Origin of the sequence: Acinetobacter sp. YH12231 (assembly GCF_013417755.1) — a bacterium.
Lineage (GTDB): Bacteria > Pseudomonadota > Gammaproteobacteria > Pseudomonadales > Moraxellaceae > Acinetobacter > Acinetobacter amyesii.
On the sequence record NZ_VPDJ01000003.1, the window covers coordinates 159,205 to 179,859 of the forward strand.

The following is a 20,655-nucleotide window of genomic DNA, read 5'->3' on the forward strand; positions in this document are numbered from 1 at the left end:
ATTGATACAAATATGGCTAGCTTATCTGTGCGATATTTGCTTAGATAGTTGAAATGCCTCCACGGGGAAATTCCGATGCTAAAACAAATATTTGTTGCTGCAACTTTGGTTTCAACTTTAGTGGTGACAGGCTGTGAAACAATGCCTGCACAAGACAACACCATAACTGAAAATTTAAACCTATTACAAAACCGTACTTGGATTGCCACTCAAATTGGTAACACCCCAATTAAAACATCACCCAATGCGCATAATATTCCAAGCATTCAATTCGATGCGGCTTCAAAACGTGTCTCAGGTGCAGACGGCTGTAATCGTATAATGGGCGGCTATAATGCTGGCAAAGACACCATAACGTTTGGCCCGATTGCAGCGACACAGATGGCTTGTCTCAATAACAATGGGCTAGACCGACAGTACCATGCAGCACTCGAAAAGGTAACGCATTATCAAGTTTTTGGAAAAACTTTGAAATTACTAGACCGTCATGGCAATTTATTAATTCAATATGAAAGCGCCGTTCAACCGCGTTAAATCATTTTAAAAGTCTGCTTCGGCAGACTTTTTTATTCACTGTTCAGTCATGCCAGAGACATTTAATGCACATAAACTTGTGATTAATATACAGACGTACATTGCAGTTTTTAGCTATAACCCCATATTAAACATCAGGGAACAAGATAGGATTTCACTATGCAACAAGCGGTATTTGGTGGTGGATGCTTTTGGTGTGTAGAAGCAGTTTTTCTACAACTTCAGGGCGTGCAAACAGTTGTCAGTGGTTATGCAGGGGGAATTACTCAGCATCCAAGCTATGAGCAAATCTGTGAGGGAAATACCCAACATGCAGAAGTCATTCAGATCAATTTTGATGACAGCCAAATCAGTTTTAGCCAATTGCTGGATGTATTTTTCGCAACCCACGATCCCACTACGCTGAACCGTCAAGGCAATGATGTCGGTACACAGTATCGCTCAGTGATTTTCTATCAAGACGAATCACAAAAGCAAATCGCTGAACAACGTATTGAAGAATTAAAAGCTGAAGGCATCAATATCGTGACTGAACTGAGTCCAATGCCGACCTTCTACCCTGCCGAAGAATATCATCAGAACTTCTTTGCACGTAACCCAAACCAAGGCTATTGTAATTTCTCAATACCACCTAAACTCATGAAATTACGTAGCAAATTTCAAGACCTACTCAAATCTGAGTGATCTATTTGTACGACGTCTTTTCAAAATAGAGACATAAAAAAAGCGACATTTCAGTCGCTTTTTTTAGTTATCTTTGCTCAGTGCTTAGTTATCACTGGCAAAGGCGATATCGCTGAGTCCGGCTCCACTCGCACGCGACATCACTTGTGCAACTGTGTCATAACGTGATTCTTTATCGGCTTTTAAGACCAATGCAGGCTTACGTTCTTGCTGACCAGCTGTATTTAGACGACTTTCTAAATCTTCGAGCGTCACAATATCACCATTCCAAGCGATATCACCCGCTGAGTTAATACTGATGGTTACGCTTTCAGGCGGCAGATCAATCACTTCTGCAGTCGTTTGTGGCAAGGTTAATGGAATTGATGGGTTGGCAACAGTCGCAGTCACCAAGAAGATGATCATCAATACCAACATAATATCGATGAGCGGAATGAGGTTCATCTCATTCATGCCAGCATCGTTGTCTTCACCCAATTGAAAAGCCATTAAGCTTGACCTCCAGCTAAACTTTGCTGTGCAGTTTTCACGTCTTCTTTCTTCGCTGCAGATTCTTGTTGCAACATAGTATCAATCAATAAACCATGCGCTTGATCTTGCAATTCATTCGACAGTGTACGGTTAAAACGAACACAGATGTTATAAGCCAATACCGCAGGAATCGCCACAGCCAAACCAAGACCGGTCATGATCAAAGCTTCACCGACTGGAGTTGCCACTTGCGCTAAACCCGCTTGACCGCTTTTACCCACTGCTACAAGGGCATGGAAAATACCCCACACTGTACCGAACAAACCTACGAACGGTGCAATTGAAGCAATCGTACCCAATACAGATACGCCTTTTTCAGCATTAGCTTTTTCTACCGAAATTTGACGTAGTAATGCTTGTTCAGCCACAGCCTTACGTTGTTCAAAAGCCAAAGGAGCAAATTTCGCTTTCAGTTTGCTTAGTGCATCTGCAAGGTGGTTATACGCCACTTGTTTGAGCTGACGTGTGCCCATAATACGAAGAACGAAGATCGTCCAAGTCGCAATCGACATTGCAAGTAACACGAAATACAGTGTTTTGCTGACTGCATCTGCATGTTGCCAATAAACTGAAAAGTTCATATTCGAACTCCTAATGGGTTAGCCGGAATCTTAATTAAGTTTAAAGTTAAATGGTTGATCAACTCGCGTCGGAGTTGCAACACCATTATCAATATATTTGGATAAACGCGCACGCTTCACTGCTGCAGTCACTTTACGGTTCACAGCAGCGCCACAAGTCGAGTTTTTAATCGTTGCTGATTCGACTTTACCTTCAGCACTTGCTGCAATCGCAACTTCAACTGTACACGACGCTTTTAATTCACCATCTTCAAATTGAACATTAGGTTTCTTAATCCAACTGACACCATTACCGATGCTGACTGTTTTAGGTGTCGGTGGCGCAGGTGGTGCTGGAGGCGCAGGTGGTGGTGCAACAGGTGCCGGAGGTGTTGGTTCAACACGAACGACTTTCGTTTCAGAAACCACAGTTGAAACAACAGGTGTTGGTGGTACGTTTTTGACCGCTTCAACAGTTGGTTTCGGCGCATCTTTCTTTTTCACCTGTTCCACTTTTTCCACTTTCTTCGGTGGAGGTGGTAAAGGCTTATCTACAATTTTAACTTCTTTTGGCTTTGGTGGCTCTTTCTTCGGTTCTGGTTTTGGCTTTGGAGGTTCAGGTTTTTTCTCTTCAACAATCTTCACAAAACGAACTTTAATCGGATCTTTTTCAATCGGTTTAAGTTCTGGTGCTTTCATATTGCTGACCGCCCACAATACTCCCATATGCCCTACCACAACAGCGAGAAGCGCAGTAATGATTTTCTTTTTCATCGGGTTAGGTGATTGCATCATTGGAGCGGGAGATTGACTCATTAAACTCAGTTACCTTGAAGAAGCGATTGCATTTATTTTGTCAAAAATACAATCATGCTCATCGGTTAGCACAATTAAAGTACGGCAATAATAAATGAGAAGTGTTTTCATTTGCAACTATTAATTCGTCAGTTTTAATGACTTTTTTTAATCATAATATAAAAAAGGCATACCTAAAGTATGCCCTTTTATTCAAAAATTCATCTCGTTTTATTGAAATACAACAGTTTTATTACCATCGACAATAATACGATCTTCAAGATGCCATTTGACTGCACGTGCGAGCACATTACGTTCTACGTCCTGACCTAACTCACGCAATTGTTCAACAGTAAAGTCGTGGCTTACACGCTCTACGTCTTGCTCAATAATCGGCCCTTGGTCAAGATCAGCAGTCACATAATGCGCTGTCGCACCAATCAACTTCACACCTTTTTCATGCGCTTGCTTATATGGGTTCGCACCAACAAAGGCTGGGAGGAATGAATGGTGAATGTTGATCACTTTCATTTCCCATTTTTGAACAAATTCTTCGTCTAAAATTTGCATATAACGAGCAAGAACCAATAAATCATTGCCTTGCATCAATTGATCAATTTGCTCATAAGCTTCACGTTTGTTTTCTTTGTTCACGGGAACCACTTCAAACGGAATACCGAAATTTTCTACAGATTCACGTAAAGCATCGTGATTAGACACGACTTTGGTGATTTCACATGGCAAACCACCACGTGCATGACGCCATAACAGCTCAAGCAATGCATGGTCAACTTTAGACACCAAGATACCGACTTTCTTCACATCACTGACTAAAGCTAAACGCCAGTGCATGTTGTAACGCTCAGCAACATTGCTCGCAAATGTTTGAGTTAGACTTTCTTTACGGCTTTGTAAATTGTCCAATTCGAACTCAACACGCATGAAGTATCGCCCCCCTTGAGCTTCAGTCGCGTATTGATCAAGTGCGGTAATATTTGCTCCCTGATGATACAAAAAGCTCGATACAGCTTGCACAATCCCCGGTTTATCTTCACAGGTAATGAGTAAGCGTGCTGTGTTAGCGGTCGACATATTCATGTTGGTTTATATCACTAATCAGTTAAATTGAAAAAAGAGCCGAGTATTCTAACGCTTTTTAAAGCCAGACTAAATAGTCTTATTCAGTAACCTGATGCTTTGCGTTTGAAAGACTTGCAAATAAGTCCGACGGCCCTAAAGTTTCGAGCAATCGCTCATAGGTTTCACGGCTTTCACCACGTAGATATGCACCTTCTAAGAACACCATTTGTCGTAGTGCTTGCCACACCCACTTTTCTTCCAAAGTGTTTGAGTCAGTAATATGGCCAGACATATAAAGGAAGTTGGTCCAGTTGGTCAGCACGATCCACAAGTTAATGGTTAAGGCCTCAATTTCAGAATCGGTCATCTGCATTAAGCCTGCGTCAACAAAGGCACGATAAATTTTCTGCCCTTGTTGCATGACTTGACCGGCAAAACGTGGATACATTTTGCGGAAATCTTCATTATTTTCGACCAAGTGATAAACATCACGATGTAAAAAGCGATAAGCCCATAATTGGCTACTTAACACTTGGAAATAGCGAATTTTATCATTGGCATCAAGCTGACGATCATCAGGAAGCGCTAACATTTCTAGCGTTTCATGCTGATATTGCTCCATTAATTCCTTAATAATTTCACTTTTATTTCGGAAATGGTAATACAAGTTACCTGGGCTCATTCCCAGTTCAGCAGCAATATGATTGGTTGTCACTGAACGCTCGCTACGCTCATTAAACAACTGCAAACTCAGCTGCAAAATACGTTCTTTCGTTTTTAAGGTTTTGGTGTGAGACATCCTAAAACAACCATTTATTTCAAAGCATTAGAACACTAACACATAAAGTAACTTGACTATTTAGAGTATTTGCTCTAAAAATTAATTAATCGCTAATTTGGATATGGTCGTGCGACATGAATAGTCAAACAAAAACAACTTCAATGACACCACATTCTTTTGATCACCAGCATCTCAACAATATGTTGGAACAGCAGAAACAAGCGTATTTACGTTACCCATCGCCTACAGCGAAGGAACGTATAGACCGTTTGGCTCGGCTTAAGCGTATCTTAGTTAAGTATCAAGATCAATTTGCTGATGCAATTAATCAAGACTATGGTAACCGTTCTATTGGTGAAACCAAGATTGGTGAGTTGCTCACATGTCTTGAACACATCAAATATTATAGCAAGCATTTGACAGACTGGATGAAACCATCCAAACGCCATGTCGGAATTATTCATCAACCTGCAAAAGCATGGGTGCAATATCAACCGCTTGGTGTCGTCGGCATTATTACGCCATGGAACTACCCACTGCTTCTTTCTATAGGCCCACTGATTTGTGCTTTGGCTGCGGGCAACCATGCCATGATCAAAATTTCGAGTGCCTCTGCGGCATTCGGTGATGTGCTCGAAAAAGCTCTCGCAGAAGCATTTCCTCAAGAATTGGTCGCAGTCGTCAACGGTGGTGGCCCAATTTCAGATGCGTTTAGTCACCTTGCCTTCGACAAAATGATTTTTACTGGCTCGACCAATGTCGGTAAAACCGTCATGGCGGCAGCGTCTGAAAACTTAGTTCCGGTGATTTTAGAATTAGGCGGAAAGTCACCTGTATTGGTTCATCCGTCTATTGACCTAGCAGATGTCGCACAGCGTCTTGCTGTTGGTAAACTTTGGAATGCAGGTCAAACTTGTGTTGCACCTGACTATGTGTTCTTACCTCGTGGTAAAACAGCTGAATTTTTAGATCACTATAAAGTGTGCGTTGAAGCCATGTACCCAAGTATTGCCCAAAATCAGGACTACACCTCGATTATTAATGACAAGCAGTACAACCGCCTACAAGGTTATTTAGAAGATGCGCGTGATCAAGGCGCACAAATCATCAGTTTTAACCCACAAAATGAAGATGTGGACGCTGTACGTAAAATTGCACCGACTGTTTTAACGGGTGTCACTCCAGACATGCAAATTATGCAGCATGAAATCTTCGGTCCGATCCTTCCGATCATGGAATATGATCAAATTGACGAGGTTATTGCTTTTATTAATAGCCGTCCTCGTCCACTTGCTTTATACTATTTCGACTTTGATCAGGCACGTGCCGACTATGTCGCAACACGTACCCATTCAGGACATTTCGGACAAAACACGGTATTAACCCATGTTGCTCAAGATGACCTGCCGTTTGGCGGTGTGGGGGCTTCGGGTATGGGGAAATATCATGGTCCAGAAGGTTTCTTCAGTTTGTCGCATGAACGCTCGGTGATGTCGAATCCAAAACTCTATAGTTTGAAATTCATTCTTCCACCGTTCAATAAGCCGATCCACAAACTGATTTCGAAGACACTTCTTCGATAAACGATCAAGGCATGAACGATCACACTAGGTGATCGTTCGTTTTATGCAAAATCGCTTGTCTTTTAAGCGCATTTTTGATATAAAACGCCCCTTGAATGAATTCAATGTTTTTTTTGACTGGCCATACAGATTTGCTGTTGGCTAAATCAATGGAGTTACACCATGTCTAAGGTTTGCCAAGTTACCGGCAAGCGTCCAGTCGTTGGTAACAACGTCTCACACGCCAACAACAAAACTAAACGCCGGTTCGAGCCGAACCTGCATCACCACCGTTTTTGGTTAGAAAGCGAAAAACGTTTCGTACGTCTTCGTCTAACTACTAAAGGTATGCGTATTATCGACAAATTGGGCATCGAAAAGGTTGTTGCTGACCTACGTGCTCAAGGTCAAAAGATCTAAGGAGCTACGAACATGCGTGATAAAATTCGCCTAGTTTCTTCTGCTGGTACAGGTTATTTCTACACTACCACTAAGAACAAACGTACTATGCCGGAAAAAATGGAAATCAAAAAATTTGATCCAAAAATCCGTCAACACGTAATCTTCAAAGAAGCTAAAATCAAATAATTTTAGTTTTTTGAAAAAAACGACCTACTTAGGTCGTTTTTTTTTGCATTTTTTTTATTCGAATTGCTAAACTTTCAAAATGCTTTTTGGCACTTTTTGTGCTTGTCTTTTTTACCCTTAACTTAGGCTTAAGGAGTTTTTAGTGCCTCATGATGTAGAACTCATAATATTACTTGCTGTTGGCTTTGGTTTTGCCTTAATTTTTGGCTATATTGCTGCACGCCTGCGACTTCCTCCCCTTATCGGCTATCTGATTGCCGGTATTATTATTAGCCCAAACACACCTGGGGTAGTTGGCGATATCCATCTCGCTAACCAATTGGCCGAACTCGGTGTCATGTTCCTGATGTTTGGCGTGGGTATGCACTTTTCACTCAATGATTTGATGCAAGTCCGTCGTATTGCCCTCCCGGGTGCCATTTTACAAATTGCAGTGGCGACCTTACTCGGTATGGGAATTTCCATGCTTTGGGGCTGGAGCATGGGCTCAGCCTTAGTGTTTGGCTTAAGTTTGTCGTGTGCAAGTACTGTCGTTCTACTCAAAGCCTTAGGTGATCGCGGTTTACTCAACTCCGTCAATGGTAAAATTGCCGTGGGTTGGCTCTTGGTTGAAGACTTGGTGATGGTTTTGGTCCTGGTCCTTCTGCCTGCTACTGCCGTACTGCTTGGCGGCCAACCGCTCACAGAAAGCAGTGCTGATGAAAATATTTGGCTGACCTTAGGTCTAACTTTACTCAAAGTTGCTGGCTTTATTGCCTTCATGCTGATCATTGGTAAACGTTTAGTGCCAATGATTATGCAAGTGGTTGCACGCTTAGGCTCACGTGAATTATTCACGCTCACTGTGGTTGCAGCAGCCGTGTCTATTGCCTTTGGTGCCTACAAGGTATTTGGTGTATCCATGGCACTGGGCGCATTTTTTGCCGGTATGGTGGTCAAAGAGTCTGACTTTAGTCACCGTGCAGAAGAAGAAACCCTTCCGCTTCGTGAAATTTTTTCGATTCTGTTTTTCGTCTCCGTCGGCATGCTGTTTGATCCACGGATCTTGATTGAACAACCGCTTCACGTCTTAGCTGTGGTCGGTATTATCATGATTGGTAAGACCATCGCTGCAATGGCATTAGTATTGTTCTTCCGCTACCCCATCAATACCGCATTAACCGTTGGGGCAAGCTTGGCGCAAATTGGTGAGTTCTCATTTATTTTGGCGACCTTGGGTGTATCTCTAAACCTCCTTTCTATGGAAGGACAAAACCTGATACTGGCAGGTGCATTAATCTCGATTACGCTGAATTCATTTGTATTTTCTGCAATCGAGCCTATGCAGCGACTCATCCGTGAGCGCTCGAATTTGGCCCGTTTACTGGAACGTAGTAGTGACCCATTGGCCATGTTGCCGGATGAGGTCTCACAGGATTATCTACGTGATCAGGTGGTACTGATTGGTCATGGTGAAGTCGGTCGTCGCATTACCCGTGAATTAATGAATGAAAACATTAAAGTGGTTATTGCTGAAGAAAACCGTGAAATCGTGGAAAACTTGCGGGAAAAAGGCATCGCTGCGGTATCCGGTGTAGCAACAGAACCGGGTGTTTTAATTCAGGCCCATATTCAACACGCACGCCTTTTGGTCATTTCACCTATGGATATTTTAGATATTCATAAAATTGTCGATATTGCCAAAATGCTGAATCCTTCTATCCAAGTATTGGTGTGTGCGGAAAGTAAAGAAGAAGCTGAAGTCATTCGTCGTGACAATATCGGTGAGGTTTATTATGCCAAAGAGGAAATGGCGAAAAATATGAGCAATCATATTTTAAATCAAATCCAAATTGCCCATCACCAAACTCCGACACACTAAACTAAGTGCCTAATTAAGTTCTTATGAGCAAAACCCAAAAGGCGATGCATTAAAGCATCGCCTTTTTTTAATTGATATAATTCAGTAATTTTAAAATTACAAATAATTGAATTTAAAAAACATATTGATAAAATGAGCATCAAACGAAGCATCATGTTAAATACTTCAAACAAGAAACGAGAAAAACATGTACATCCTCTATTTAGGCCTTGCCATTATTTTAATTGGCGGTCTGGGCTTTCTCATCGCTGCATTTAAAACCAGTATTTTATGGGGACTGGGCTGTCTATTGTTTTATCCCATTTCCATCGTCTTTCTGATTCTGTATTGGCAAGATGCCAAAAATCCTTTTTTCTTACAGCTCATCGGGGTCTTTATTGTATTTTTAGGTTCGATACTGATCTCACCTACTGAACTGGGCACAGTCTAAGTGTCATTTTGGGCATAAAAAAACGCACCGAAAGGTGCGTTTTCATTATCATGATCCGCAAAGTCAGCAGCTATATGATTAGCTCATATATTTGGGCTTTTCATCAACCACTTCGGCATGCCATTCATCCACTTGTTTTTCTAACAAACCAAACAATGCAGCCTGAATCATTTGCTGAGCGATCACACTCATTTGATCGCCCAAAATATTGCGTAATTCTTCATTGAATTGGATAGTCACCAAAGGCTCTTTTTCTGAGCCTGCATTACGCAATGCCAACTCACCACCTTCCAATTGAACCAGCTCTAAAATTGCTTCCTGGTTCCCAAAGAGTTCTTTCAACTGTTCTATAGACATATATCCCTCCATGCGCAACATGGTGATAAAGGCATCTGCACTTTGTATTACTTAGATAATCTTATATCGGGTTAAATAAATTTATTTCAAGTAGCAATAGTCCAATTAGAACTCCACCATCTCGTTACGAAATCCATCAATCAATTGGGTTAGATCACGATGCCATTCACGCAAAATAGCGGTATCTGGCAACCATGCTTGCGGTGTTTGAGTGACTTTAATAATTAAATTTGAAGACGTTTCATCTTCTGGCTCTGGTGCAGACGGTTCAGGTGCATACTGACACATACGATGTGCGCGTTTCAGCTCTGCAATAAAGCCCTGCTTTGCCAATTGCTGCATAACAGTCACTTCAGGTGATACCTGACCTTTTTCAGCCATCAGCGTTTCAATCGACTTTAACGTGGGCGCAGGCTCATTTAAACGATAGTAACGCACCAACTCTTGTAAAAACGCAAGTACTGCACCATGCAAATGAAAAACCGCTGCTTCGCGATAAGCCTGAGCTTGTTGAACATGATCGGTCTGCTCGGCTTGCTGACATGCAAGACGGCTAAAATATAACTTTTGATTGGTACGATCAGCATGAAAGCGAGCAACACGAGACATGAACAATTCCCTAAATTTTGGCGTTTTTCTACATGAATAAGCTTAAACGGATTTTTAGGAAATTCACAATAAATATTATGGATGATCGATTTCAATTAAATAAATGTCACGCTTGGCAGGAACAGGCATATCCCAATCAATCATCCTGATATTTTCCAGACGCCAAGCCCAGTACCCTGCTGCCCAATATGTCGCCTACGCTTGCTCTACCTCTGTTTCAGTCCATGCATGAACGTCATATACATCGACCTTCGCCACTGCACGTCCAATATCTTCATCTCCGCTTTCATGTAAGTAGCGTTGATTTTCCACGATCACTAAATCTTTTAAAGGCAAATGTTCGGGCTGCCATGAGCGGACTTCAAGCGTTTTAAGCCCACACGCAATGTTCGAACCAGATGGCGCAACAATAGACAAAGCTGAGTAGCATTTTTTCATAGATCACCGATAAAAAAAGGAGCGTTACGCTCCTTTTTGAATTTATGCTTTAGGCTTATCTTCAGCCGCTTTTACGCGAATACCCGCACCTTTGACTTTCAAAGTATTCAGGCCTTTAATCGCTTTTACAGCTTCACGACCATTTGGCATTTCGACAAAACCAAACCCTTTCGATTTACCTGTGCTTGCATCCATAACAACAACAGCAGACTCTACTGCGCCAAATGGTTTAAACAGTTCAACCAATTCTGCTTCAGTAACTGAACGCTCTAAGTTACGTACTAAAATTTTCATTCAATCTTCCAAATAGACAGCATCATCAAAAAGCATTTGTCTATTTTGCTTTTTAACTTGCGTGTAAATCACGTCAAAAATCTATTTTAATCGAGATCGATACCAAAATCTAAATTAATCGATTTTCTTTCGATTAACGCACTTTTTACGGTTTGCTGACGGGTTTTATAATGTGTTTCCAAACTACATAGGTTTCGAGTTAAATCATTCATAAAGTAACTTTCTACTTTACGCCCTTGCTCATCGACAGTTTCACGCGCCCAGTGGTTCAAGTTTTGCTTAGTCAAAATCAATTCATTTTGCGCACGTGTCAGCGCCACATATAACACGCGGCGCTCTTCTTCCACTTCATCGAAATTGCCTTGGGCACGTGCATGCGGGTATTGCCCTGGTGTCACATTCGCCACATAACAGACTTTTTGCTCCGTTCCTTTTGCCGAATGAATAGTAATTAACGTCACGACATCACTGTCAGATTGGCGTTCAATTTCAGAAATGGAAACTGGATCAAGGACATATTCTTCTAAGAATTCACTCAACTGCGTATGTTTGGATGCCAATTGTTTCACCAGATCAAAATCACCGACACGGCGATTCCAATCTTTTTTATAGTTCTCTTCCAGCTGCTCAGAAATCGCTTGAACAGCCAAGCTTACACATTCTTTGACCTGATCTTTCAACACCGACATTTGCTTCATCATCAGAATCGCTTGGTCAGGCACTTTGCCAAATTTTTCCAACTTGGTTGCAATGGCTTGCATTTCTGGCTCAAGTAAAATCTGCTGCGATAACTTACTCGCACCGACATCACCCACACCATTCCACAAGGTTAAAAAGCGCATCCACGCGATATCATCTAAAGGATTGGCCACTACACGCAGCACACTGAGCAAGTCTTTGACATGGGCTGTTTCAAGTAATTTCATGCCGCCGATAAAGCGATACGGCACATTTGCGGCAATACAGGCCGCTTCAATATGACGAGCAGCAAAGCTTGAACGCACAAGCACCATATGATCCGACCATTTGCTGCCTTCGAGGTAATGACGCTCTTTGATGTCGATGGCAATCCATTTGGCTTCATCAAACTCATTCGGGAAAATATGCATTTTCGGCTTAATCCCTTCACCACGATAGGCATCTAAGCGTTTGTCATATTTAATTTCGCTTTCATCCAACAACCAATTCGACAGGTCTAAAATTTCTTGGGTTGAACGATAATTTTTTTCAAGTTTAAAAATCTGTGCGTCGGGTACCCGCTCTTTGAAATGATGAATATTTTCAAAGTCTGCACCTCGGAAGCCATAGATTGACTGTGCATCATCGCCGACACAGAACAAACTGACACGTTCCTTTAGTGGCTCAAGTAACGCCCATTGCAGCGGATTGGTATCCTGCATTTCATCAACCAACATGTGGCGACAAATCGAAGCAACATAATCGACCAGTCCATCTGATTCCGCCAAGGCTTTCGCCACAATCGCCAAGATATCGTCATAATCTAAAAAACTACGCGCACGTTTACGGGCTTCGTATTCTTTCATGATATCCGCGATTTGATCTTTCAACGCAAAGTACTCAGGCATTTGCTTTTCCATAGCAATGCTGAGTTTTTGGCGCGTATTCCGCGCAAAGGAATACAGATCACAGAGTTCTTTCGGCTTGGGCAAGTGATTGGGGTTTTTCTTATCATCACGACCACGAATCAGGCGGAACATCATGAGTTGATCATCACGATCAATAATCGAAAACTGTTCTAGGCCAAAGGCTTTTGGAATGCGGCGCAATAGGTACATACAAAAAGTATGAAAGGTTGATGCACGTAACCCTTTGGCTTGCTCACCTAGAGCCAACTCCACACGAGCGACAATTTCACTGGCCGCACGGCGAGTAAAAGTCAAAATTTGAATTTGATTGGCAGGCACGCCTTGATCAATTAAATAAGCTGCACGCGCTACGATGGTTTTGGTTTTACCACAACCTGCTCCTGCCAAAACCAAGCTATGCTGTGCTTCTGTTGTTGCGGCTTGTTTTTGTTGAGGATTTAATTCATCAATCAGGTTGGCTAAACTCATATGTACTCATCATTTCATGGATAGGTATAGTTTAGCAGATTGAAAAAAAATACATGCTAATGTAGGATCAAAATTACAACTAGAAAAAGATAAGTTTATGAAAAATTTTAAGCTAATTAGCCATTTCCTTCAGCCAGTTTTATTACTTTTAATATTTACAAATCATCCATCTTACGCAAAAAAAATTGACTCAAACTGAATTTGATCACTTGATAAGTAAAAATAATCAGAAAGGAATTCAACTCCATGATGATCTAGCTGTAGCTCTAATTTCTGGCAATCATAAGCTTATATCCGATAATTTATGTGCAACTTATAAAATGAGTAAAGCACAATATGAAATTGCTTCAGAGAATTCTGAATTATTAAAAGCGAAACGGGCAAAAGAAAATGCAATAGAAAATATAAAAAACATTGAAAATATAATTCCAAAAAATCAAAAACCAATGGAAAAATATTGCAAAGATTCTCAACCAAATTAATCATATTTTCTAACTATGATTATCTTAAAACTCGCTAAATGCATTCATAAATTTTACCTTGATTTTTATTTCAAACATCTCATCACATTTCGACAGCAATGTTCCAAATTTAGTTCCGCATTTTTTAATGCATCTTCCAACTTACAATCTGGTGGATTAATCCCAACAATCTGTGTGAAACCTAAATCATAGAGTTCTGCTATCCCCTCACCCACTAGACCAGTAAAGGCGATCACAGGTTTATTAAACTTTTTTGCAACTTGCGCCACACCAAATGGCGTTTTACCGAACTTAGTTTGATGATCAATTTTCCCTTCACCTGTCAGCACATAATCTGCCTGTGCTATTTTTTCATTCAACTGACATTGTTCAATGACCAATTCCACACCTGATTGCATCGATGCACCCGCAAAAGCCATCAACCCAAAACCTAATCCACCTGCAGCACCTGCACCTGCGACATCACGTAAAGTACAACCCAGTGTCGCTTCAACGACATTGGCATAATGATTGAGGTTCCGATCTAACTGACGCACCATCTCCTGCGTTGCTCCTTTTTGCAGGCCAAAAATATGGGATGCGCCATTTTCACCACATAATGGATTCATGACGTCGCTAGCAATGATGATCTCTGTGTGCGTTAAACGTGAGTCGAGCTGCGTCAAATCAAGACTGTTAATTTGATCCAGACAACCACCACAAACTGCTATTTCCAAGCCATTTTCATCTAAAAATTGTGCCCCCAAGGCCTGCGCCATACCTGCACCGCCATCATTGGTCACACTCCCGCCCAAGCCAATAATAATTTTACTTACTCCGAAGTCTAGAGCAGCCTGGATCATTTCGCCCGTACCATAAGTTGACGTCAGTAAAGGATTTCGCTGAGCAATATCGACAAGATGAATTCCATTGGCTTTTGCCATTTCAATCACCGCAGTTTTTCCACCGTCGATCAAACCGAAATACGTCGTCACAGCTTGATTGGGCAAAGGACCTGTAAGCGCTATCGTCACTTTTTGGCCGTCGCAAGCACTGAGTAACGCATCTACAGTTCCCTCACCACCATCTGCTATTGGCACAGCGATGACATTGGCGTCAGGTATGAGCTTTAAAATTGCACGCTGCATCGCGTCACAGGCTTGTTGAGCACTCATACTTTCTTTAAATGAATCTGGCGCAAGAACAAAAGTGGTCATCTAAATGCTCAAAATAAAATTTATCCTCAACCATAACGGTTTTAAAATAGCAGGTATATCTAAAAACATCAGAAAGGTTCGAAATGTCACGAATCAACCTAGGTCAGTCTGCACCTGAGCTATATAAAAAAGTTGCAGAACTTGATGCACTGGCAATGCAAAAAATAAATGAAGCTGGCCTAAGTGAAGGATTAGCTCATTTACTCAAATTACGTGCATCCCAAATCAACGAATGTGCCTTCTATATTCGTATGCATGCACACGATGCACTGAAAACAGGTGAAAGCATTGAACGTATTAGCCTACTGAATGCATGGCGTGAAACTGCGTACTACGATGAAAAAGAACGTGCAGCTTTGAGCTTGATCGAAGCGATCACGTTAATTGCTGAAGGCCAAGTTCCCGATGCAGTTTATGAAGATGCTTTGCCCTTTTTAACAGATGAACAAATCAGTGCGATTGAGTGGCTCGCGATTGTCATCAACACATGGAACCGAATTGCAATTAGTAGCCGCTATAGCGTTAAACCTTAACGGGTTGTACACATTAAAAGTGAATAAAAAAAGAGTACCTCAGCACTCTTTTTTTATTTATCGGAGACGCAAGCAACTTACTGCTCTGCTGAGCTTTTCGGCACTTCACGTCGAATATAAGAAGCCAAAGTAAGGTAGTTGACCCCTTGGAATAAAATATCAACCGCCAAGAATAATCCTAATACCCAAAATGGCGCATCAGGCGACATCAAAATGATCACACCCGTAATCAAGGTCAATAGACCTGAAAATAGCGTCCATCCCCAACCTTGAAATGCTCTAAATAGCACAGCATTAAAGATACGAATGACCCCTGCAATGATCAAGATAATCGCCAATAAATTGGTCAGGACAATGGCTGTTTTGACAGGCGTTGTAAATGCATAATAGCCTGCAACCAAATACAGCACACCAAATAGTGCCCAGAACCAGCGGTAACCGCCTTCAAAAATTTTAAATGCCGCGATGAAGTGAATTACGCCACCTAACATCATCAGCACACCAAAAATATAAATCACCGTAAGTGTCGCAAATGGCAAAGCTGCCAAAAGGACCAATCCGAAGACCACCAATAAAGCACCTAAACCGAGATACCACTTACGGTTTTCATGGAGCTGACTGCGAATTAAATCGTTGCCTACTGTTCTCATGTTTTTTCTCAAGTTATTCGTTATTCAATGGATTATGCAACTTCATGATGAAGAAAAATGAAAGAAAAGTCCAAATCTTATCCACACTCCTGACTTAGACTGTGGATAAGATAGGTTTTATCCACATTATTTTTTCCATCCCAGTTCAATCGCTGTGACGTCATTCACCACAGTATCAGCTAAATCTTCAGGCATTTTACTTTGCGTCTGTGAGGTAGGAATATGCCCTGCCATCAGTTCAGCTTTGCTTTGTGGAAACAAAGGCTGCCGCTCAGGTTCTGCATAACCGACAGGAAAAATCGGCTGACCTGTAGCCAAATCATACTTATCAGTTGCACCAAAAGCGTGTAATAACTCATGTGCTAAAACGATTTTATTCTGCGCTGTCTGTTTATTCGATGCAAATAAATTCACCGATCCAATTCGACCATTTTCCAAGGCTGTGGAATGTTTAAGTTCTTTGGTTTGGTTCGGATCGTAATAATTTAGAAAGAGCGTGACACTCGAAACCCCGTCTACATTTTCATGCTGTTGCCAAGCATAGTAGCGGAATTTCAAACTCCATAAGATAACATCCAACATACCGGCGTCATTGGGTACTTTGGGAGGTAAAACTTTCAGCTCACGACCTAACTTAAAATACAAATAAGTCGGTTGCCCTCGGTATTTCTGTGCTGTCGCTTGTAAATATTGTTGAACATCATTTAAATCATTGACAGAGAGCTGCTGTATATAAGCTTGAGTGCTCTCTCGACCATCGGCATTAATTGGATGTAACAATACAAAGATCGGTTTACTCCAGTCTTGGTTTTTGTCTTTATAGGCATTGACTGCGACCACTAGTAGAATCAGCAGTAAACACAGTACCCGAATTTTTTTCCACATTCCCCAAGATCTCAATTAATTTTTAGCATTTATTTTCAGAATTAAAACAGAACATTCTTAAAATGTCTTGGACAATTTAAAAGCTCAATCGATTACTTACTTTAAAAAATCCTTGATCAAAAGACATAAAAAATGCCGACCGAAGTCAGCATTTTATTGATTTTAAAGCTTAAGCCTCAACCCACTTACCATCTTGGTACACCAAAGACCATTTGGTTTGCTTGCCTTCAGCATTTTCAGAACCAATATATTGCGCTTGGTTTTTACGGCTGAATTTTACTAATGTTGGGTTTCCTTCAGGATCGACATCTGGTGCTTGTAAGATGAACTGATATTTCGCATCCAACTGATCTGCGACAGAACGTAGTTCAGCCACTTTAGGCGCACGAGTTTCACGTACTTTCGGGAACTTACTTGCAGCTAAGAATAAACCTGCTGCGCCATCACGAAGGACAAAGAAGTCATCATGTTTGGTTGAACGTAAATGTTCCATTTTAATTGGATCTACACGTGGAGGTGCAGGCTGACCACTCTTCAATACTTTACGTGTATTGTCACAGCTATTACATGCAAAGTAAGGACCGAAACGGCCTGTCTTCAATTGCATTTCGCCATCACATTTGTCACAAGGAATGGTTGGACCATCATAACCTTTGATTTTGAACTCACCTTCTTCAAGCTCAAAACCAGCACAGTCTGGGTTATTACCACAGATATGCAACTTACGCCCACCATCAATCACATAGCTATCCATGGCTGTTTCACAGATTGGACAGCGTTTTTTCGACATTAAATCTGCTGTTTCTGCCGAGTCATCATCAGACAGTGCAGCCAATGATTCTACAGGTGTCAGGTTTAAAGTTCCCTTACAACGCTCTTTTGGCGGTAAGTTATAACCTGAACAACCCAAGAACACGCCTGTAGTCCCTGTACGAATTTGCATCGGACGGTCACATTCTTTACAGTGCACAGCATCCACTTCTACAGGTAAATTACGGCGCATGCCATTTTCACCCTGAGCTGTGGTTAAGCGTGTTTTAAAATCACCGTAGAAGCTATTGAGTAACTCTTTCCAGTTACGATCACCATCCGCGACTTTATCCAACTGACCTTCTAAATCGGCGGTAAAGGCATAGTTCATCAAGTTATTAAAGTTTTCATCGAGACGGTCTGTCACGATTTCACCCATTTTCTCGGCGAACAAACGACGGTTATCGAGCTTCACATAACCACGGTCTTGAATGGTTGAGATAATCGCAGCATACGTCGATGGACGACCAATCCCTTTTTTCTCAAGCTCTTTGACCAATGATGCTTCAGTGAAGCGCGCAGGTGGTTTAGTAAAGTGCTGCGATGGATCTAATTTTTCAAGTTTCAGTACTTCACCGACTTTTACAGCAGGTAACAGTACATCATCATCCGATTTGTTTTGGCCACGCACTTTAGTGAAACCATCAAAGACCAATGTACGGCCTTTGGCTTTGAGTTCGACGCCATTGGCATTAACTAAAATCGTTGATGATAAATATTCTGCAGGGGTCATTTGACATGCAACGAACTGACGCCAGATCAGGTCATAAAGACGCTGTGCATCACGCTCTACACCCACCAAACTATCGCCTTTTAGCGCGACATTTGATGGACGAATCGCTTCATGGGCTTCTTGCGCACCAGCTTTATTGCCGTAGCGATTTGGTTTAGCCGGTAAATATTTTTGACCAAACTCAGTTTCAATATGACCACGAACCATATTTACAGCGTCATCACTCAAGAATGTTGAGTCTGTACGCATGTAGGTAATAAAGCCGGCTTCATATAACCGCTGTGCCAACATCATGGTTTTCTTCACAGAAAAACCTAAACGTGTACTTGCTGCTTGTTGCAATGTAGACGTGATGTAAGGCGCGCTTGGATTAACCTTGGTTGGTTTGTCTTCACGTGCTGAAACTGTGTAGTCGGCATCTTTAATCAGGTTCAGTAAAGCATCCGTTTCAGCTTTATTGTGCAGTTTTAAAGTCTTGCCATTTTGCTTCACCGCTTCTAAGCGGATATCGTCTTTCTTCGACTTGGTATCTGCAAAAACTTGCCAAAATTCTTCTGGAACGAAGGCACGAATTTCACGTTCACGCTCAACCACAAGTTTAACAGCCACAGATTGCACACGACCTGCCGATAAACCACGGGCGATTTTTTCCCATAAGAGTGGCGAGATCATAAAGCCCACAATACGGTCGAGGAAACGACGGGCTTGCTGAGCATTGACTTTATCTGTATCGAGGCGAGAAGGATGTTTAAACGCTTCTTGGATGGCATTTTTGGTAATTTCGTTGAACACCACGCGTTGATAACGTGAGTCATCACCGCCAATGACTTCTTTTAAATGCCAAGCAATCGCTTCTCCTTCCCTATCCATATCCGTTGCGAGATAGACCTCGTCAACTTGCGATGCAAGCTTTTTCAGTTCCGCAACAACATGTTCTTTGCCCGGTAGGACTTCGTACTGTGCCTTCCAGTCATTTTCAGGGTCTACACCCATACGATTAACCAAAGCTTTTTGTGCTTTTTTGGCTTTTTCAGCTTCAGTTAATTTTGCACGAGTTACTGGCTTTTTCTCTGCTGTTTTACTCGAGCCGCCTGTAGGTAAATCACGGACATGACCCACCGATGATTTCACGATGTAATCAGAGCCCAAATATTTATTGATTGTTTTCGCTTTTGCAGGCGATTCCACAATCACTAACGCACGCTTTTTCCCAGCATCGGCAGATTTTGCTGTGGTACTTTTAGATGTGGACCGAGGAGCGTTCGCCATAGTTAACCATCATTCCTGTTTAATAGGTTTTTTAAAATTTAAAGTTCAGCCAATGAATGTAAAAATGCTTTCATATCTTCAAGCTGTGTGGCTCTTAAGTCAGATTCTTCGTTCCAATAGAGTCCTACACAGTTTGCCTGCATATCAATAGCATAAATGCCCTTTAATGTAATGGCTAAATCCTTGAACTTGTCATCACCATGTACCAGTTCAAGTTTGTCATCGACTACTAAAGCACGCATTAAAGGCAAACGCGCATCTGGAATCAGCACACTGTAATACGCCACCATACTGGCACGTTTTTCAGATGCCATTGGAATCTTGGTCCAAGCAGGTGCAGCCACTAAACGTGGGTGCAGCCCCATCTTACGCGCCTTCTCGCGCATATTGCCCAAGGCTTTTTCTCTAGGATTTACTCGAAGTCCAAAAATCGACCCAAGTACAAAGACCACAATAAAAACGGTAACCCAGATTCCAGTATTTTCCATAGCACAACCTTTATATTCCTTTATTAGAGTTGCATAAGCGCAATATAAAACGCAAGCATGCTTAATGAATAATATTAGTTAGCAATATCGGGTTATAACTAACTTGCCGTTTACTATTAACCTCTATCAATCTATATTTCCTCAATAATTCTAATGAGTTAATAACATCATCTTCAGGCAAACATCTCTTTAAAATACTAGTAAAACCACTTAAAGATTTAGGAGGAGTATGGTTATTTACATCCATATGAGCGAGTAATTTATTTCTTATCTCAATCAATTTTTGCTCAATAGTTTCAGCAGTTTCAGCAGTTTCAGCAGTTTCAGCAGTTTCAGCAGTTTCAGCAGTTTCAGCAGTTTCAGCAGTTTCAGCAGTTTCAGCAGTTTCAGCAGTTTCAGCAGTTTCAGCAGTTTCAGCAGTTTCAGCAGT

Annotated in this window: 24 protein-coding genes and 1 pseudogene; 9 read left to right on the top strand and 16 right to left on the bottom strand. The window is 41.5% G+C overall.

The annotated features are described in order from the left end of the window. Window positions 1-75: 75 nt before the first annotated feature. Entirely contained in the window at window positions 76-534 is a 459-nt protein-coding gene (locus FTV11_RS02015; RefSeq protein WP_180073297.1) for an META domain-containing protein, read from the top strand. 159 nt (window positions 535-693) lie between these two features. Further along, window positions 694-1,218, top strand: coding sequence for a peptide-methionine (S)-S-oxide reductase MsrA (gene msrA / locus FTV11_RS02020; protein ID WP_180010195.1), 525 nt, complete (start codon window positions 694-696; stop codon window positions 1,216-1,218). A gap of 84 nt (window positions 1,219-1,302) precedes the next feature. On the opposite strand, the gene FTV11_RS02025 is transcribed toward msrA, so the two are convergent. From FTV11_RS02025 to FTV11_RS02045, 5 genes are all read right to left on the bottom strand, one after another. Beyond that, a complete protein-coding gene (locus FTV11_RS02025) occupies window positions 1,303-1,707 on the bottom strand; it encodes a biopolymer transporter ExbD (RefSeq protein WP_078189686.1) in 405 nt (134 codons plus the stop codon). Next, window positions 1,707-2,330: a MotA/TolQ/ExbB proton channel family protein gene (locus FTV11_RS02030; protein WP_078192725.1), complete on the bottom strand. Its 624-nt coding sequence runs from the start codon at window positions 2,328-2,330 to the stop codon at window positions 1,707-1,709. The genes FTV11_RS02025 and FTV11_RS02030 overlap by 1 nt, the downstream gene beginning before the upstream one ends. A 30-nt stretch (window positions 2,331-2,360) precedes the next feature. Further along, window positions 2,361-3,125 (bottom strand): TonB family protein, encoded by a 765-nt coding sequence (locus tag FTV11_RS02035; protein WP_111884065.1) that lies wholly within the window; start codon window positions 3,123-3,125, stop codon window positions 2,361-2,363. Window positions 3,126-3,335: 210 nt separating this feature from the next. After that, on the bottom strand, window positions 3,336-4,202 hold the full coding sequence (purU, locus tag FTV11_RS02040) for a formyltetrahydrofolate deformylase (protein WP_078192727.1): 867 nt from the start codon (window positions 4,200-4,202) through the stop codon (window positions 3,336-3,338). 79 nt (window positions 4,203-4,281) lie between these two features. Beyond that, a complete protein-coding gene (locus FTV11_RS02045; RefSeq protein ID WP_168377888.1) occupies window positions 4,282-4,983 on the bottom strand; it encodes a TetR/AcrR family transcriptional regulator in 702 nt (233 codons plus the stop codon). 116 nt (window positions 4,984-5,099) lie between these two features. Between FTV11_RS02045 and FTV11_RS02050 the strand changes: the two genes are divergently transcribed. The 5 genes from FTV11_RS02050 to FTV11_RS02070 all read left to right on the top strand — a co-directional run bounded on the left by FTV11_RS02050 (window position 5,100) and on the right by FTV11_RS02070 (window position 9,406). Next, a complete protein-coding gene (locus tag FTV11_RS02050) occupies window positions 5,100-6,548 on the top strand; it encodes a coniferyl aldehyde dehydrogenase (RefSeq protein ID WP_180073298.1) in 1,449 nt (482 codons plus the stop codon). A 162-nt stretch (window positions 6,549-6,710) separates the two neighbouring features. Beyond that, window positions 6,711-6,947, top strand: coding sequence for a 50S ribosomal protein L28 (gene rpmB / locus FTV11_RS02055; RefSeq protein ID WP_000048256.1), 237 nt, complete (start codon window positions 6,711-6,713; stop codon window positions 6,945-6,947). Window positions 6,948-6,959: 12 nt separating this feature from the next. Further along, the gene (gene rpmG, locus FTV11_RS02060; RefSeq protein WP_001205031.1) at window positions 6,960-7,115 is read left to right on the top strand and encodes a 50S ribosomal protein L33; all 156 of its coding nucleotides are present in this window, start codon (window positions 6,960-6,962) and stop codon (window positions 7,113-7,115) included. Between the two features lie 142 nt (window positions 7,116-7,257). After that, a complete protein-coding gene (locus FTV11_RS02065) occupies window positions 7,258-8,976 on the top strand; it encodes a cation:proton antiporter (protein ID WP_180073299.1) in 1,719 nt (572 codons plus the stop codon). A 187-nt stretch (window positions 8,977-9,163) separates the two neighbouring features. Further along, window positions 9,164-9,406, top strand: coding sequence for a hypothetical protein (locus FTV11_RS02070; RefSeq protein WP_078192731.1), 243 nt, complete (start codon window positions 9,164-9,166; stop codon window positions 9,404-9,406). Window positions 9,407-9,484: 78 nt separating this feature from the next. Here FTV11_RS02070 and FTV11_RS02075 read toward each other — a convergent pair whose 3' ends face one another. The 5 genes and pseudogenes from FTV11_RS02075 to FTV11_RS02095 all read right to left on the bottom strand — a co-directional run bounded on the left by FTV11_RS02075 (window position 9,485) and on the right by FTV11_RS02095 (window position 13,179). Beyond that, window positions 9,485-9,763: a hypothetical protein gene (locus FTV11_RS02075; protein WP_078192732.1), complete on the bottom strand. Its 279-nt coding sequence runs from the start codon at window positions 9,761-9,763 to the stop codon at window positions 9,485-9,487. Window positions 9,764-9,868: 105 nt separating this feature from the next. Next, window positions 9,869-10,372: a DUF6586 family protein gene (locus tag FTV11_RS02080; protein WP_111884067.1), complete on the bottom strand. Its 504-nt coding sequence runs from the start codon at window positions 10,370-10,372 to the stop codon at window positions 9,869-9,871. Window positions 10,373-10,447: 75 nt separating this feature from the next. Beyond that, a pseudogene (locus FTV11_RS02085) lies at window positions 10,448-10,810 on the bottom strand (ASCH domain-containing protein). 42 nt (window positions 10,811-10,852) lie between these two features. Next, entirely contained in the window at window positions 10,853-11,104 is a 252-nt protein-coding gene (locus FTV11_RS02090; RefSeq protein WP_078189697.1) for an RNA-binding protein, read from the bottom strand. 86 nt (window positions 11,105-11,190) lie between these two features. Further along, the gene (locus FTV11_RS02095; protein WP_168377891.1) at window positions 11,191-13,179 is read right to left on the bottom strand and encodes an ATP-dependent helicase; all 1,989 of its coding nucleotides are present in this window, start codon (window positions 13,177-13,179) and stop codon (window positions 11,191-11,193) included. A gap of 185 nt (window positions 13,180-13,364) precedes the next feature. On the opposite strand from FTV11_RS02095, the gene FTV11_RS02100 reads away from it, so the two are divergent. Then, entirely contained in the window at window positions 13,365-13,661 is a 297-nt protein-coding gene (locus FTV11_RS02100) for a hypothetical protein (protein WP_180062924.1), read from the top strand. Between the two features lie 65 nt (window positions 13,662-13,726). On the opposite strand, the gene FTV11_RS02105 is transcribed toward FTV11_RS02100, so the two are convergent. Continuing rightward, window positions 13,727-14,857: a glycerate kinase gene (locus tag FTV11_RS02105; RefSeq protein ID WP_180073301.1), complete on the bottom strand. Its 1,131-nt coding sequence runs from the start codon at window positions 14,855-14,857 to the stop codon at window positions 13,727-13,729. An 83-nt stretch (window positions 14,858-14,940) separates the two neighbouring features. On the opposite strand from FTV11_RS02105, the gene FTV11_RS02110 reads away from it, so the two are divergent. Then, a complete protein-coding gene (locus FTV11_RS02110) occupies window positions 14,941-15,390 on the top strand; it encodes a carboxymuconolactone decarboxylase family protein (protein WP_180073302.1) in 450 nt (149 codons plus the stop codon). Between the two features lie 77 nt (window positions 15,391-15,467). Here the strand turns inward: FTV11_RS02110 and FTV11_RS02115 are convergent, their stop codons facing one another. The 5 genes from FTV11_RS02115 to FTV11_RS02135 all read right to left on the bottom strand — a co-directional run. Then, window positions 15,468-16,040, bottom strand: coding sequence for an HdeD family acid-resistance protein (locus tag FTV11_RS02115; RefSeq protein ID WP_078189701.1), 573 nt, complete (start codon window positions 16,038-16,040; stop codon window positions 15,468-15,470). A gap of 126 nt (window positions 16,041-16,166) precedes the next feature. Then, window positions 16,167-16,925: a hypothetical protein gene (locus FTV11_RS02120; protein WP_180073303.1), complete on the bottom strand. Its 759-nt coding sequence runs from the start codon at window positions 16,923-16,925 to the stop codon at window positions 16,167-16,169. 169 nt (window positions 16,926-17,094) lie between these two features. Then, the gene (gene topA, locus FTV11_RS02125; RefSeq protein ID WP_078192741.1) at window positions 17,095-19,737 is read right to left on the bottom strand and encodes a type I DNA topoisomerase; all 2,643 of its coding nucleotides are present in this window, start codon (window positions 19,735-19,737) and stop codon (window positions 17,095-17,097) included. A 38-nt stretch (window positions 19,738-19,775) separates the two neighbouring features. Further along, complete coding sequence (locus FTV11_RS02130) at window positions 19,776-20,225, bottom strand: ammonium transporter (RefSeq protein WP_180073304.1); 450 nt, start codon at window positions 20,223-20,225, stop codon at window positions 19,776-19,778. Window positions 20,226-20,286: 61 nt separating this feature from the next. After that, the coding region (locus FTV11_RS02135) for a hypothetical protein (protein ID WP_180073305.1) at window positions 20,287-20,655 on the bottom strand (369 nt) is incomplete at its 5' end.